This is a genomic window from Clostridioides sp. ES-S-0049-02 (assembly GCF_020658465.1).
Taxonomy (GTDB): Bacteria; Bacillota; Clostridia; order Peptostreptococcales; family Peptostreptococcaceae; genus Clostridioides.
In genome coordinates, this window is sequence record NZ_JACVWG010000011.1 from 61155 (window position 1) to 77056 (window position 15902).

13 protein-coding genes and 1 riboswitch are annotated in these 15902 nt (G+C 27.5%); of the genes, 5 read left to right on the top strand and 8 right to left on the bottom strand.

Translation table 11 applies throughout. The features are described 5' to 3' along the window. Nucleotides 1-232: 232 nt before the first annotated feature. From prdR to IC213_RS17105, 4 genes are all read right to left on the bottom strand, one after another. Nucleotides 233-1993, bottom strand: a complete 1761-nt coding sequence (gene prdR, locus IC213_RS17090) for a sigma-54 dependent transcriptional regulator PrdR (RefSeq protein ID WP_227433706.1) — start codon at nt 1991-1993, stop codon at nt 233-235. A gap of 355 nt (nt 1994-2348) precedes the next feature. Next, complete coding sequence (locus tag IC213_RS17095; RefSeq protein WP_227863295.1) at nt 2349-4343, bottom strand: Cys-Gln thioester bond-forming surface protein; 1995 nt, start codon at nt 4341-4343, stop codon at nt 2349-2351. A 589-nt stretch (nt 4344-4932) separates the two neighbouring features. Continuing rightward, a riboswitch (cyclic di-GMP riboswitch) is annotated at nt 4933-5018 on the bottom strand. A 463-nt stretch (nt 5019-5481) separates the two neighbouring features. After that, nucleotides 5482-6795 carry a proline reductase-associated electron transfer protein PrdC gene (prdC, locus tag IC213_RS17100; RefSeq protein WP_227433704.1) on the bottom strand — a complete coding sequence of 438 codons (1314 nt, stop codon included), beginning with the start codon at nt 6793-6795 and terminating at the stop codon, nt 5482-5484. 390 nt (nt 6796-7185) lie between these two features. Beyond that, nucleotides 7186-7950, bottom strand: a complete 765-nt coding sequence (locus tag IC213_RS17105) for a polysaccharide deacetylase family protein (protein ID WP_227824484.1) — start codon at nt 7948-7950, stop codon at nt 7186-7188. Nucleotides 7951-8240: 290 nt separating this feature from the next. On the opposite strand from IC213_RS17105, the gene IC213_RS17110 reads away from it, so the two are divergent. Continuing rightward, a complete protein-coding gene (locus tag IC213_RS17110; RefSeq protein WP_003422115.1) occupies nt 8241-8444 on the top strand; it encodes an alpha/beta-type small acid-soluble spore protein in 204 nt (67 codons plus the stop codon). A gap of 190 nt (nt 8445-8634) precedes the next feature. Further along, the gene (locus IC213_RS17115; RefSeq protein ID WP_009891708.1) at nt 8635-9171 is read left to right on the top strand and encodes a DUF4364 family protein; all 537 of its coding nucleotides are present in this window, start codon (nt 8635-8637) and stop codon (nt 9169-9171) included. A 3-nt stretch (nt 9172-9174) separates the two neighbouring features. On the opposite strand, the gene IC213_RS17120 is transcribed toward IC213_RS17115, so the two are convergent. After that, nucleotides 9175-10041, bottom strand: coding sequence for a YncE family protein (locus IC213_RS17120; RefSeq protein ID WP_227433702.1), 867 nt, complete (start codon nt 10039-10041; stop codon nt 9175-9177). A 148-nt stretch (nt 10042-10189) separates the two neighbouring features. On the opposite strand from IC213_RS17120, the gene IC213_RS17125 reads away from it, so the two are divergent. Continuing rightward, nucleotides 10190-10435, top strand: a complete 246-nt coding sequence (locus tag IC213_RS17125; RefSeq protein ID WP_227433701.1) for a TIGR03905 family TSCPD domain-containing protein — start codon at nt 10190-10192, stop codon at nt 10433-10435. Nucleotides 10436-10575: 140 nt separating this feature from the next. Here the strand turns inward: IC213_RS17125 and IC213_RS17130 are convergent, their stop codons facing one another. Both IC213_RS17130 and IC213_RS17135 read right to left on the bottom strand, forming a co-directional pair. Then, a complete protein-coding gene (locus tag IC213_RS17130) occupies nt 10576-11874 on the bottom strand; it encodes a bifunctional folylpolyglutamate synthase/dihydrofolate synthase (RefSeq protein ID WP_227824485.1) in 1299 nt (432 codons plus the stop codon). A 129-nt stretch (nt 11875-12003) separates the two neighbouring features. After that, nucleotides 12004-13026: a S8 family peptidase gene (locus IC213_RS17135; RefSeq protein ID WP_227863296.1), complete on the bottom strand. Its 1023-nt coding sequence runs from the start codon at nt 13024-13026 to the stop codon at nt 12004-12006. A gap of 738 nt (nt 13027-13764) precedes the next feature. Between IC213_RS17135 and IC213_RS17140 the strand changes: the two genes are divergently transcribed. Together IC213_RS17140 and IC213_RS17145 are read left to right on the top strand one after the other, a co-directional pair. Continuing rightward, nucleotides 13765-14478, top strand: coding sequence for an AzlC family ABC transporter permease (locus IC213_RS17140; RefSeq protein WP_227481866.1), 714 nt, complete (start codon nt 13765-13767; stop codon nt 14476-14478). Then, complete coding sequence (locus IC213_RS17145) at nt 14471-14794, top strand: AzlD domain-containing protein (protein WP_227433697.1); 324 nt, start codon at nt 14471-14473, stop codon at nt 14792-14794. The genes IC213_RS17140 and IC213_RS17145 overlap by 8 nt, the downstream gene beginning before the upstream one ends. Before the next feature lie 256 nt (nt 14795-15050). Here the strand turns inward: IC213_RS17145 and rgaR are convergent, their stop codons facing one another. Beyond that, a complete protein-coding gene (gene rgaR, locus IC213_RS17150; RefSeq protein WP_227433696.1) occupies nt 15051-15761 on the bottom strand; it encodes a two-component system response regulator RgaR in 711 nt (236 codons plus the stop codon). Nucleotides 15762-15902 lie beyond the last annotated feature (141 nt).

The following is a 15902-nucleotide window of genomic DNA, read 5'->3' on the forward strand; positions in this document are numbered from 1 at the left end:
TCTATAATACAACCTTCCTCTATCGCTATTTTTAGCCAAATATTATATAACTATTTATTTACAACACCCTGTTTTTTATGTTTGGAAACATTTTCTCAAAACAAAAAAAGTGTCAATTAATCAACACTTTTTTATTTTTTTTAACACAGTCACATATATCATACTACTCCAAACATTGATTTTGCTTGGTTTCAAATTAAAGATTATTATTTTGTCAAAATTTAGTCATGTGTCATATTTTAGACACATCTATTTTATACTGATCTATCTTATAATATAACGTAGTTCTTGGTATGTTTAATATTTTAGCAGCTTTAGCTTTATTTCCATTAGACATTTTAAGTGCCTTTGTTATATTTTTTACTTCAATCTTTTGAGTAGCTTTCGTCAAATCTAGAGGATATTCTTCTTCCTCTGTATTGTTATTTCTAGAATCCATCATATAGCTTGGTACATCATCTACTTCTATTCTAGGATTTTGGGATAGGACAACAATATTTTCAATTGTGTTTTTTAATTCCCTTATATTCCCTTTCCATCTATAATTTTGAAATATATCAATTACATCTTTACTTATTGTAAGAACAGGCTTATTGTTTTGTTTGCATATTTCTTCCAAGAAACTATGCACTAATAATCCTATATCTTCTTTTCTCTCTCTAAGAGGTGGTATTTTTATTTCTACAACATTTAATCTATAATATAAATCTTCTCTAAATTTTTCTGCTTTTACCATTTTTTCTAAATCTTTATTAGTAGCTGATATTATTCTAGGATTTATTTTTATTGTAGTATCTCCACCAACTCGTCTTATTTCTTTTTCTTGCAATACTCTAAGCAATTTAGCTTGCATACTAAGAGGTAAATCTGCGATTTCATCCAAAAATACTGTTCCATCCTTCGCAAGTTCAAATATACCTATTCTACCTTTTTTACTTGCTCCAGTGAATGCACCTGATTCATAACCAAAAAATTCGCTCTCAAATAATTCATTTGGTATAGCACTACAGTTAACAGGTATAAATTGACCTTTTCTCTCACTATAATCATGAATAGCTCTAGCAAATACTTCTTTACCTGTACCACTTTCGCCCCAAATGAATATACTACTGTTGGTTCTAGCTACTTGTTTTGCAATCGCTTTCGATTTTTCCAATTTATAACTTTTACCTAAAATCTTGTCAAAGCTACCTTTAGATAAATTTTTTACTTCATCTTTTAAATATTTTAATGTATCATTTACTTTTTCAAGTTCAAGAGCTAATATCTTAGCTTCTGTAACGTCTACTTCAGTACATACAACACCAATGAATTCTTCTTTATAAAATATAGGATTTGCATGAACTAATGCATACATGTTTTCTTTTTTGTCAGTAAAATATAAATCACTCATACCGACTTTACTATTTAGTACTTTTTCTGAAATAGTATTTTCCAAAAACTCGTTCATCGGTCGACCCACTATGTCTTCAGACTTTATATCATACCTTTCTTCCATAAAATTATTCCATAAAATTACAACACCTTCATTATTTATAGCACAAATTCCTTCTTTAATCTGACCTATAATGTATTTTAAAGTTAATCCATAATCTTCTAAATGCATGTATAAATAATCTCTAATATGCTCTTGTTTCAAGACACCAATGATTTTATTATCTCTAAGCACAGGAAGAATACCTATATTTTTTAATATCATTATATCTCTACACTCATCTAAGGTTAAGCCTTCACTGACATATATAACATCTTTTTTCATTATAAGTTTTACTGGTTGGCCTTCATATTTTTTATGCATCTCATAAAGATTATGTATATCAGTCATAGATATAATTCCTTTTAATTCACTAGATGAATCTATTACCATTAGAGTTTTTGTATTACTTCTTATCATTTCTTTTATTGCACTTTCTATTTTTGTGTCTTCGTCTATAGTTGTAAATTTTGTATCCATTACTTCTTCTACTTTTTTTACTTCTGGTATCGAAAACATAAAGTCCCCCCTTTATAGTAGTACCTCATCAAAACTTATTTATATATATTTATTCTAGCATATTATAATAATAATTTATTGAATAATTAATATTAAAATTTCTTAAGAGATTAATATCTAAATTTGTATAATCACTAAAATTGACTTTTAATTCATACAAATAAAATCAAATGAATTATATACTTAGTACATTACTTTTTCAATACTATTTTCACCTTCAAACCATTTTTCTATTCATAAAACAGTTAGTGTACACTTTAAAATAAGTTATACTTACGCAAAAAAAATGTCTCAAAACGATTTTTAAATCAATTTGAGACAATGTATTTTTAAACTTAATAAATAATAATCTAGATTAATTTTTTGCTCTTTTACAATGATACCCTAATCCACAAATTGCAATTATACCAATAAATACATATGACATTATTTGAGTTTCGTCACCTGTTTTTGGTGATTTTACCACTGTATCATCTGTTGGTGGTACTGGTGGGTTTATTACTGTATCATCTGTTGATGGTACTGATGTATCTACCACTGTATCACTTGTTGGTGGTACTGGTGGATTTACCACAGTATCATCTGTTGGTGGCACTGGTGGGTTTATCACAGTATCATCTGTTGGTGGTACTGGTGGGTTTATCACAGTATCATCTGCTGGTGGCACTGGTGGATTTATCACTGTGTCATCTGTTGGTGGTGATGGCTTATGTCCATTTGAGTCTCCTCCTCCTGATGGTGGTACTGGTGGATTTACAGTATCATCTGTTGGTGGCACTGGTGGATTTACATCTGAACCTCCATCTGTTGGTAAACCTATATTAAAGTTAACTTCTTCACCATTCTTTTGTTCTATTGTATAACTCAATAAATTTTGCTTACTAGCTGGTAATAAAGATGAATGGTCTTTCTCTCCAAAATCAAAAACTGACTTATAATATTGAATAGCTTTAGGGAAAATATAATCATAAGATACTGCAGAGATATTAGCCTTTGAATCTGGCTTTTCAACACTTTTAAGTTTAAATTTATGTTGTGTTGAAACTTCTACTTCACCTGTACCTATTATATTGCCCTCTTCGTCATAGGCAGTTACTCCATTTGGCAATCTTAACTTAACTACACCACTATAACCCACTAAAGCTATAGCTTCTGTTTCATAAGTTCCATCTTCATTTTTATCAAATTTAATATCAGTTGAACCATTGCTTAGGCTAGGTTTTCCTGTATCATCTGGTTTTAGTTGTTTATGACCTGCATCTAACAATGCTTCTAAATAAGCTTTTATATTTATTGCTTGTTCTTTACCTTTTTGATATTCAACTTTTTCTTCTTCAGTCTTTGCACTTTCTATAAGTATATCATAAAAGTTTATACTTCCTTGATATTGTTTAAGTTTTGCTTGTTCATCCACTTGTCCAAGCATAATCCATATTGCACTTTGAGTTGCTGAATAAACTGCACCTTCATTTTCTTCTCCACCTAAATTGAACTGTTGTTTATATCCAAATCCATCAAATTCAGAACCTGCATAGATTATAGATTTAATTGCATCTTCATTTTTATTTTCTTGACCATTAAAATCTTCTGCTGGTAAATATGGACTCTTACCATCACTGGTTGGAGCTTTTAGATGATTATTATAACAAAATGCAGTTTGTTCGCCATCTTCTCCATCTATTATATATTTGTTATCTTTAGTACTTGCGCCTATAAGACCCTCTACTATATAATCAAAAGTTAACGTCTTTGTAATATCATCAAATCTTATATCATAATAAGGTCTATTTGAACCATCTTCTTTTAGTAAACATGTATTTTTTACTTTTGCTTTTTTATCATACCATAGATGTAAATTTTGATCTTTTGAAGTAAGTACTTGTCTAATTTCTGATTGTTCATCTGTTTTTACAGATTCTTCATCTTCCCAGAAATTATATACAATTTTAGTTATCTGAGATAAAGTCATATCAAGAATTTTCTCAATATTTTGCTTTAAGTTCATTTCTTCTACTACTAGTTCTTCTTCTGGAGTTTGTTCTTCTAAAGGCTGTTCTCCTTCTGGAGTTTGCCCCTCTGATGGTTGCTCTCCCTCTGGAGTTTGCCCCTCTGATGGTTGTTCTCCCTCTGGAGTTTGTCCCTCTGATGGTTGCTCTCCTTCTGGAGTTTGCCCCTCTGATGGTTGTTCTCCCTCTGGAGTTTGTCCCTCTGATGGCTTCTCACCATCAAGAACTACATCTTTGCCCTTCATTTCAGCAGCGTAAGATACTATTGGCGTAAATGTAGCAAATACCATACTAAAAGCGATGGCTAAACTAATTATGCTTGATTTTTTAATTTTTACTTTCAAAATTCTCCTGATACTAAAAATATATATTGTATCTATCTAATATAATTCAAAATATTATATTCTTGTATAGATTTGATTCCACAATACATCTTTAGCGTGTTCAATTAGGGTCGTTAATCCTAACCAGTTCTCTAATGAACTTCTTAATATTTCTATTAAGCACAGACTATATCATTACCTAATAATTAGGTACTCCCCATTTCCCCACACTTGTAGGTACGAGATTTCTCTCTAGTCGTTGAAGTTTCTTCTTTTCGAAGCTTACCTGCTGATTATCCATTTTTAAGGCACTTAGGATTTAACCTTATGCTATCTAACTAATTTTTTCTACTTTCGTAACCATCAAGTATCTATCAAATAGACACTCTATCACATCTATCCTTATTTCATGATTATGTTGTGGTTTAGTTAGCTTTAGGAACTTCCAGCAATTAAAGGAGTTTTGGGCAGATGTTCTGCCACTCTACACTCTTTATGAATGTAGGGAGCTATTTCAAAAATATATTTTATATTTATTTATATTTACTATGATTTATGTACTTTATTATATCTGTTTATATATTTTTGATAATTAAAAGTTACTCCTATTTATATTTATAGCAGGTTGCACTACTAACTCCATATATCCCTTAAGTGCCCAAATTTAAGATATACTTCAAAGTTTCTATAAATAGGTTTTTGTAATTTTTATTTTTTTAATATTTTGTTCAATGCTTTAACTCTTTAAGTGCACTTTTTATGAATGTATTAAAATACAAACTAATATTTCAAAATAATTTTTCTAATATAAGACAAAAATTCGTTTCTATACTAAAAAAGATACCATGGAGTATCTTTAAATAACACAAAAACTTTTACTCTATTGGATAGTTAACTAAATTTAATTTATATATGTCAACACAAATCACATACTTGAGCTTTACTATTTTTGTCTGATATAATTTTAATAGCTATTGTCATTATTATACAATATAGATTAATTTTTGTCTATTTTTTCCATTTCATTTATATATTTTATAAATTTAACTTATATATTACATAAAAAAACATCCTCAGAAGTAATTTTTAAGACTCACTTCTAAAGATGTTTTTATTATATGATTTTACATTAATTAATATATGATTTTACATTAATTAATTATTTTATTTTTAATCTTACGTCACCTTTTATTCTTCTTATTAATGGGTGATTAACTGTTCTCATTACATGGTCAGTTATATGATATACACCTAATTTTAATTTTGGTGCAGAACCCATTACTGTATTACTACAGTCAGTACAGTTACCTATTAATATAACTTCTGCTCCAGCTTTTTTAAATTCTATACATTTTTGAGCTTGTCCTGGACAGTGTCCTGGATTTTCACATTTTAATGCACCTTTTATTTCTTGAGCTTGTTTACATTTTTGAACTGATACTATATCAGTAACGCCCATTTTAGCTGCTATGTCTCTCATTCTTTCTTCGTTAGGTCCACATGCACAGACTAAAAGACCCATTTTTCTTTTTTCATTAACAAATGGCATAGTAACTATTATACCACCACTAGTTTTAGTTATTGGAGTATCTAAAGTAGTAGCTTTTCCTGTGAAAGGTCCTCCTAGGATTATTTCACCATATTCACCTTTTATTCCACCAGCTCTTTCAATTAATTCTCCAACAGTAGTTCCGATTGGCACATCTTCAAATACTATAGATTCTTTTCCACTGTTTAATTGACCAACTACAGTTATATTTTTAGATATAACTGGTCTTTTTTGCTCAACAGCTTCTACTATTCTAGTTAATGTTTCTACGTTTATTACTACTGCATTAGCTTCTGAAGGTAATTGAGTTGGCTCAAGTAATTTTCCTAGAACATCTCTTACTATAGCTCTCTCTTCTCCCATTGGGTACATATCAACTAGTTCAGCAACTTCTATATTGTCTCCTGGTTTTATTACTTTTTTGAATGCTGCTATTGCTTCTGGATGTTTGCTTTTTATTGCTAGCATACCTTTTCCAGCATTAGTAACTTCCATAGCATATTTTATACCTTTGTAAACTATTTCTGGATTTTCTTCTATTTCTTTTATGTTATGAGCTAGTAAAGGTTCACATTCAGCTGCATTTGCTAATATTGTTCCACCTTTTAAATCTATGTTTAATTTTATATGAGTAGGGAATCCTGCTCCACCCATTCCTACAACTCCAGCTTCTTTAATTAAGTCAAGTATACTTTCTCCTTTTAATGGTTCAAAAGTATCATCTTGTGCTTCATCAGCTTCAATTACTATAGCTTGGTCATTTATTTCACTTATTTTTCCACTAACACTGGCATAAATATTTGCTCCTAATCCAGCTGGTTCTGCGATTAGAGTTCCTTTTTTTACTACATCTCCAACACTTACTACTGGCTTATCTGGACCACCAACGTGTTGTTTTAATAAAATAGAATATAGTTTGTTCAACTAGTACGCCCCCTTAAATATATTAATTTTTTTTATAAGCTGTTCAAATAATATTAATCTTGTTTTTCTATTACAAGACTTTAACATATTGTTTATTTCTATAGAACATATCGCTTATTATCAAAGCAATTTCTATGCCAACTTTTAAACAAAGTTATACCCTTTGAAAATACTATCTTACAGCGTTTATAATTCAATTTAATCATTTAAACCCAATAAAAAAAAGTCAATTATTAGACGTTTTTTTTACTGATTTAATCTATAATTATTGATATTACATACATACATAAAAAAGTGTCAAAAAACAGACACCGTCTTTTTATCGACACTTTTCTAACATATACTATATAATTTTCCACAACACTGCTAAAAATATACATTTATTAATTATTAATTTTTTAGTTTTTGTACTCCATTAGAATCAACTATGTAATTGTCTTTATATAATAAATCAGATATTTTTACTAAGCTATATCCATCTTTTTTAAGTCTATTTATTATGGTGTCCAAATAGTTATCTACATCATTTATATTAGCATGAAATAAAACTATTGAACCAGGCTGAGATTCTTTTATTACTTTTTCAATTACATGATTTGGGCCAAGCTCTTTCCAATCTATCGAATCTACATCCCACTTAATTACTTTATAACCTAAATCCCCACAAATGTCCATAGCTTTATTGTTTACGTCTCCAAAAGGTGGTCTAAATAGATTAGTCTTTTTACCTGTTATGCTAAATATTTTTTCCGATGTAGTTTCTATTTCTTCTTTTATATCCTCTTTTGATATCTCTTTTAAATTAGCATGTGTATTTGAATGATTTCCAATCTCATGTCCTTTTTCATCTATAGCTTTAACAATTTCTTTGTTATCATCCACCCAACTACCAACTAGAAAAAAAGTAGCTTTTATGTTATGTTTATCCAAAATTTTAAGAATATCATCCATGTTATCAGTTCCCCAAGCAACATCAAAACTCAGAGCTATCTTTTTCTCATTTGTATCAACTCTATATATAGGCATTTTTGAGTTATCAGATTTAGAGCACACATATTTTATTCCATAAACAAGAGCAAATATTAGTACCAATAATAATGAAAAAAATAAAACACTATATATTAAAGCTTTAGTTCTCTTAACTTCTCTTTTCATACTGTTCCCCCTTTTAAATAAATTCTTCTATATTTAAAATTTATTTTTTTTTAGCTCAAAAAAGTACTGTAATATTTAATTTATAGGACAACAAATAAAAAAATAAACTCTATATTAGGCCAATTAAATCCTTTAAAATACTACTTTTTTTAATTTTTTTATATTTTTTACATTTTTACCTTTATTTTTCTGTATATATTATTTTTATTTTGGAGAAATTAGTATTAACATCACATAAATAAAAGTGTTGTTAGACATCATAAACTAATTATTTAAGGAGGAAATTTACTATGTCAAATTCAAACAGAACAGTAGTGCCAGAAGCAAAAGCAGCTTTAAATCAAATGAAATTAGAAATAGCTAACGAAATAGGTTTATCTAACTATGAAAACATAGACAAAGGTAACTTAACAGCTAGAGAAAATGGATATGTTGGTGGATACATGACTAAGAAATTAGTTGAAATGGCTGAAAGACAAATGGCTGGAAAATAGATAGTAAATTTTGACACCTGGGTATCAACAGGGCTGCCGATTGGTAGCCCTGTTTTCTTGTCTTCATTTATAAAATTAATTTTATCTAATTTGTTAAAGATTAATGATACTATACAAATTATTCTTTTAATTTTGTATAAATTAGTTTAATATATTATATATAGAAATAGTTTGACGGAGGATGATATTTATGTTTGAAAACTCATCTGAAGAATTAGCTTATCACAAACTTTTAATTTTGTATATATTGGAAAAAATTAAAATGGATTTAACTAATTCTCAAATAACTCAAGTAGTATTAGAGACTGAAATGATGAATTACTTTTCATTACAACAGCTTTTATCTCAGCTTATGGAATCTAAGTTTTTGACTACATATAAAGACTCTGACAGAGAATATTATGCTCTTACTCAAAGAGGTGTAGAAAGTCTAGAATACTTTTTTAATCGAATACCTACTAGTGTTACTGAAAAAATAGACAAGTATATAGATTCTAATAAAGAAAATTTACTAGCAGATACTCAAGTAAAATCTAGCTTCGTAAAACAAAGTGATAATGAATTTATTGTCAATCTTAGAGTCATAGAAAATCAATCTAACTTAATAGATTTAAATCTAAATGTTTCATCAGAGAAACAAGCAAAACTTATTTGTAACAATTGGAAAAACAATGCATCTTATATGTATGCTGAAGTTATCGACTTACTTATAAGAGACATACATTAAGGCCTACAAACAAACTATAGTTGTAGGCTCTTTTCCTACCTTGATTACTTTTATTAATTTATTATTTGCAGTTTCATATACTTTAACTGAGTTTTCTTGAGTATCTGATACAAATAATAACTTTTCATCTTTAGATATTTCTAATCCCTGAGGAATTCCATCTATTTCAATATTTCCAATATATTTACTTGTTGTATAATCCAAAATTCTTACATTATTATAACCCAAGTCAGCAACATAAACTTTTTTCCCACTATAATTAAACCTTATTTCTACTGGCAATAAGAATTCATATAATACCTTTTTTATATCCATACTTACTTCATCAACTATTACAAGCTTTCCATCAAGTGTTGATATATACATTTCTTTCTTTTGTTTATCAAGTGCTATATGCCATGCTCTAAAGTCCATATTGATTTTCTTTTGTATACTTTTATTTATTGTGTCTATACATACTATCGAATTTATACATGGTACATATAACTTTTTACTCTCTCTGTCAAAATCAAATCCATGTGGCATATTATCAACACCAATGATTCCTATTGGATTTAATGTATTTTTATCCAACACATATATGCTATTTGAATCTTCATTTGCTACAAATAGCTCATTATCACTAAGCATAACTTGACTAAGACTTCCTCCTATAGAAACAGTATCAATTATTTTATCATTACTTAAGTCTAAAACATATAGTATTCCATTGCTCGAACTAGGTATGTATATCAAATTTTTTTCCTTTTCTATGCAAAAATGATGTGGATATATATTATCCTCTAATACTATTTCTTTTTCTAGTTCAAGTGTAGAATAATCAACTATACTAATGCTCTTTGATAGGTAGTTAGAAATATAGATTTTCACATAACCCCTCCTCTCTACAATACATATACTACAATAATATATTATTTTATTAGCTTGTATTATGCTTTATAGTTGCATTATTATACATATATTTGGTATTATTATTGATGTTGACACAATGAAATAATAATTAATGGAGGTCTTTTTTATGAAGGTTACTTTTAACCCAAGTGGTGTTTGTTGTAGAGAGATGTTTTTTGAAGTTGATGAAAATAATGTGATTGTTGATGCTGAGTTTATAGGCGGATGTAATGGAAATTTATTAGGGCTTAAGAGTTTAATAATTGGTCAAAATGCTCTTGAAATTGCTGATAAATTAAATGGTATTGATTGTGGAGGTAAGGGTACTTCTTGCCCAGACCAATTATCTAAAGCTATTCGTCAATCTATATAGATATTACTAATATATAGTGATACGCTAATCTAAAAACTGATTTCATTAAAAAAGGAGTTGTCTATTATTTTAGCCAACTCCTCTTTATATATCTTTTATTTATATCCATATATTTATATCTATGTATTTATTTTATAAGATTATAATTTCTTTACCAAAGTTCTAACTGTGCCTATCATATATAAAGAACCTGCACTTATTATAATATCATCTTTGTTTGATGTTTCCAATGTATAATTAACTGCATCTTCTATTTCATGCTTTGATGTTACATCACTTACATATTTTAATATTTTTTCTTTTAATATATCTGAATTTATAGCTCTTGGATTATTAGGAGTTGTTGTCACTACTTTGCTAAATTTAGGCATTAGTATGTCCAAGACACCATCAATATCTTTATCTTCCAACATGCCTATTAATAAAGTTAGTTTTTTGTCTTTAAAATGTTTATCAAGTGCTTTTGCTAAAGATTTTGCTCCATCTTCGTTATGTGCTCCATCTATTATAAATATTGGACTTTCTTTTATCTTTTCTATTCTTCCTGGCCATTTAGTAGTTATAAGACCTTTTCTTATAGATTCTTCACTTATATTATCTAATTTTTTTATATCTTTTAGATATTTTAGTACACTCATTGCCAATATAGAATTATTTATTTGATGTTCACCTATCAACATTATTTCAAGATTCTTATAAGTTTCTCCCATTATATTACAGTCATATATTTGAGAGTTTATGTTTGATTTTTTTATATTTATATCATCAAAATTAACTTCTATGTATTTTGCATTTTTTTCTTTGCAAACTGACTTTATAACATCCTTTGCTTCATCAGTCTGGTCATATACAAGTACTATTCCATTTTCCTTTATTATACCAGCTTTTTCATATGCTATTTTTTCTATTGTATCTCCAAGTATTCCTGTATGGTCTAAACTTATAGATGTTATTACACTTACAAGTGATTTTGTTATTATATTTGTAGCATCATATCTTCCACCTAATCCAACTTCTAAAGCTACAAAATCTACTTTCTGCTCGGAATAGTAATAAAATGCCATTGCAGTAACCACTTCAAATTCAGTTGGATATGCATAACCTTGGCTTACCATGACTTCTATCTTTTCTTTTATTAAACCAATTATTCTAGCAACATCTTCTTGTGGTATATTCTCTCCATTTACTCTTATACGCTCAGCAAAAGTTTCTAGATATGGAGATGTGTATAAGCCGACCTTATATCCACTTTCTCTTAATATATTAGAAATAAAAGAACACACTGAACCTTTTCCATTAGTTCCAGCTACATGTATTATATTTAAAGTTTCTTGTGGATTTCCCAACAGTTCTAATAATTTTCCAATATTCTCTAACCCTAATCTTATACCAAACTTATTGGTTTGTGATATATATTCTAATGCTTCTTCATATTTCATTATCTAATTCCCCCTGTATTGGCATTTTATTTTATGTTATCTAATTATAGTATATTTTTAACTTTTAATCTACTAACAAAGAATACATATAATCTAACACCTTCTACATTAAATTTAGTTAATAAATTTTTATTTATCTTTTGTATTTTTATATCTTTCTACTAATTCAGTTAATGTATATATTGAAACTAAGTCATATTTTGATATATCCATATAATTAAATTTCAAATCAAATCTTTTCTCTAATTTTTCTAATAGATTAAAACAATTATCATAAACTAATCCTATCTCTTTATTAAAAAGACTACATTGAAATAATTTTTCATTCTCAGCTTCAGTATTTAAACACTCTCTAATAACATTTGCAACTTCCATAAGCAGAGCATTTTCCTTATCATATAAATCCACTTTAAAATCTGGAATCCTACTATACTTATCTAAATCACGACTACTCCAACAATTTTTGGTTGCTAGAGACTCAAGTTTTTTATTTAACGCAGATACTGTTATGTTTGGTTCTTCTGACAATATTTTAGCTATTTTCCCAGTAAATTTTGCAGCTACATAACTATTACATTTTGGTGGCAATCTGAAAGAATTATTTATATCACAACTTATATATGAATTACTATCCATAACACATTGAACATCATATTTTTTATTGTACCAAAAAGAATTCTCTATATCTAAAGTAGAAGCCCTTACACCTATAACATTGTTAAACATAGCTGGATAACTCAAGTCAAAGTTATTGGCTAAGGAACATACTATTATCTTTCCTTTTCTAAACAATTCATAGCAAACTTCAAATAAACCTTTAACACTTTCTACACCTATAACTGATAAACTTAAGTTAATCAGTCTTATATTAGTATCCAAAAGGTATTTTAATGCCTCTTCAAGAACCTTTATATTTGCAATACTATCTTTACCTAAAACTTTTATCACAAATAGTTCTACATCTTCATACTCCTTTTTTATTATTGATGCACAAGCAGTTCCATGACCATCCTCATCATCAAATTTGTCTGATATAAAGATATAGTCATGCATACATTCAAAAGCAATTCCTCCAACTAAGTTATCTTTTAAGTAATCATGTTCTTTATCTATTCCTGTATCTAATACTGCAACCTTAACTTTATTATTCATATCACATATATTCTCCATTACTAAAAGTTTTTAATATATCTACATTAATAGTTCATCTTAAACTTTAATTTATGTGGCACAATTTATCTTTTAAATGCTATATTTGTTGCTAAAAACGTAAAATAAGTACACTATATACTTAATTCATCTTAATTATATCAATTATTGTCATTAAATTGTTAAATATTACGATAAAATTTTTAGATTTATATCACATTTTAGAATTATTTGTAAAAAGGGGACTGTCTTTTTTATTAGACAATCCCCTTGTATATTTTATTATTTATTATTCACAATTAATTATATTTCATATTTTGTAATTTAAATGTTATATATCTTAATTCTATTTATCTAGGGGAATAATTATCTTTATATGTTGTACAACCCATTTAAGCACTATTCTAAAAATTAATATCCGTAAGTAATATTAAAAAACTATATTTTGTTAGTATCTAAAAAATCCAATCAAATAAAATTTCTCTTGCATGTTAAATAATACCATATATCTATACATTATATCATATTTCAATAAATAAATTGCATAAAAGTAAATCTTTTAATAGAATTAAACTATTTATAAAATCATTACCATAAGTTCTACAGACTATAAGTGAATTTTTGATACTTACAGGCTACCATCTTAATCATTGATATAACTAGCTAAAATAGCTATAATAAAATGAAACAATTATTTATAGAATTTTATAAATATTCATTATTTTTAAGGGGTGATTGTATTTGAAAAAAGACATGTCAAAAAGAGAAATCTTAAAGGAAAGCTTTCTAGCATCAATCCCAATATTTCTAGGATATATTCCCTTAGGACTTATTTGTGGTATTATGCTTCAAAAATCAGGTCTACCAGCCTTCTATATATTGTTTATGTCATTTATAGTATTTGCTGGTAGCTCACAATTTGTAGCTGCTTCTATGCTCGCTTCAAACGGAAGTATTACTTCAATAATTTTAACTACATTTATATTGAATCTTCGCAACTTCCTAATGAGCTCTAACTTACATATGCACATAAAAAATAAGAACATGAAATTTTTAATGTATTTTTGTCATGGTGTTACAGATGAAACATTTGCTATAAACTTAGAAAAATATACTTATGGAAATTGGACTGATACACATGCTTTATACTTAAATAACCTTTGTATAATAGTATGGGCTGTAAGTTGCTTCGTGGGTGCATTTCTTGGAGAGATTGTTCATATAAGCGATTCTGTTGCTGGCTTTCTGCTGACAGCTATGTTCATTACTCTAATAGTTAATCAAATTAAAAATAAAATATATGTACTTGTTTCTATACTTTCTATATTATTATCAGTAGTTTTATATACTTTCTTTAAGAATAGTTTAGTTATTATAATAGCATCTATTTTATCTGCTTTATTTGGTTTTTATATTCAAAAATTAACACATAGAAAGGAAGGCAACTATGAATAATAACTACATAATTATAGTTATCTTAGGCATGGCAATTGTTACTTATATTCCAAGAATTTTACCTATGATAATATTCTCAAAAAATGATATGCCTGAATCTATTAAAGATATCATGAAATTTATACCTATTGCTATACTTAGTTCACTAATAGCAAAAGATATTTTCTTTAATGGAGATAATCTATACCTTTCATTTACTAATCCTAAGATTATTTCAGGCATAATAGTACTATTAGTAGCTTATAAATTTAAATCTATTGCAGTATCAATAGCTGTAGGTGCAATATCCATATTTTTATTTGGAATTATATTATAATACTATATACAACATATGATATAGTACAAAATATAAAATATACTATATTGAGGTTAATATTTAAAAATTAAATTAATGCAGATTATAATTGGGATACCTTACATATAAAACAATATTGATAACTACTAAATTACCACTTTACATAATAGAAACTGTCTTAATATAGAAAATTTCTTCTACATTAAGACAGCTTTGAATCAATAGCTTTGTGATGACATTAAATATTTTTTACTATATTTCTTTACCTTTTTCAAAATTAATACATTATATCACATAACAAGCTTGTTAAAGTTGCTTTTAAATCTTTAAGTCTGTACTTACTAATAGGTATAAATTTTTCATTAATAGTAATCATATTGTCTCCAATATCTTCTATTCTTCTCAAGTTAACAATGAAACTTGTATGACATCTAAAAAAGCCATTTTCACACAATAACTTTTCCGCTTGTTTCATACTCATATTAGCTTTATAATCTCTACCTGATGTATGTACAACTAAATCTCTCTTTACAGTTTCAACATACAAAATAGAATCTATCAGTATTCTGTTAAATCCTTTTTTATTGTACAAAACTATATAACGCTCCTTCTTTCTTTGAAGGTTGTCAATACAAAGATTTACACCCATTGCGAAATTACTATACTCTATAGGTTTTACTAAATACCTATAAGCACGAACTTCATAACCTTGTGGGGCATACTCTGAAAAAGCTGTCGTAAATATAATCTCTACCTTTTCATCAAATTTTCTTATTTTTTTAGCCACCTCGATTCCATTAATATCTTTCATTTGGATATCCAAAAATATAATGTCAATTTTTTCTGGGTATTTGGAGAGTAAATCTTCTCCACAGGAAAATTCCAATATTTGATAATTTAGACACCTTTCAGACAACAGTTTTTCTGCAAACTCTTTTAGTATGCTTCTTTGTATTTTCTCGTCATCACATATAACTACCCTAAACATAATATCACCTCCAAATCTAAAATATCATTTAGTTTACTTTATTTCAATTTACAAACTGTATCTAACTAGCTTTATATTTAAATTTTGATATAAATTTAAATTGTCGATTAAATTACTCATAACAATTATTTTTGATATATA

Excerpts from the sequence above, each read along its gene's own strand:
- prdR (WP_227433706.1), bottom strand. The coding sequence starts at position 1,993 with ATGTTTTCGATACCAGAAGTAAAAAAAGTAGAAGAAGTAATGGATACA.
- IC213_RS17105 (WP_227824484.1), bottom strand. The coding sequence starts at position 7,950 with ATGAAAAGAGAAGTTAAGAGAACTAAAGCTTTAATATATAGTGTTTTA.
- IC213_RS17110 (WP_003422115.1), top strand. The coding sequence starts at position 8,241 with ATGTCAAATTCAAACAGAACAGTAGTGCCAGAAGCAAAAGCAGCTTTA.
- IC213_RS17115 (WP_009891708.1), top strand. The coding sequence starts at position 8,635 with ATGTTTGAAAACTCATCTGAAGAATTAGCTTATCACAAACTTTTAATT.
- IC213_RS17125 (WP_227433701.1), top strand. The coding sequence starts at position 10,190 with ATGAAGGTTACTTTTAACCCAAGTGGTGTTTGTTGTAGAGAGATGTTT.
- IC213_RS17130 (WP_227824485.1), bottom strand. The coding sequence starts at position 11,874 with ATGAAATATGAAGAAGCATTAGAATATATATCACAAACCAATAAGTTT.
- IC213_RS17135 (WP_227863296.1), bottom strand. The coding sequence starts at position 13,026 with ATGAATAATAAAGTTAAGGTTGCAGTATTAGATACAGGAATAGATAAA.
- IC213_RS17145 (WP_227433697.1), top strand. The coding sequence starts at position 14,471 with ATGAATAATAACTACATAATTATAGTTATCTTAGGCATGGCAATTGTT.
- rgaR (WP_227433696.1), bottom strand. The coding sequence starts at position 15,761 with ATGTTTAGGGTAGTTATATGTGATGACGAGAAAATACAAAGAAGCATA.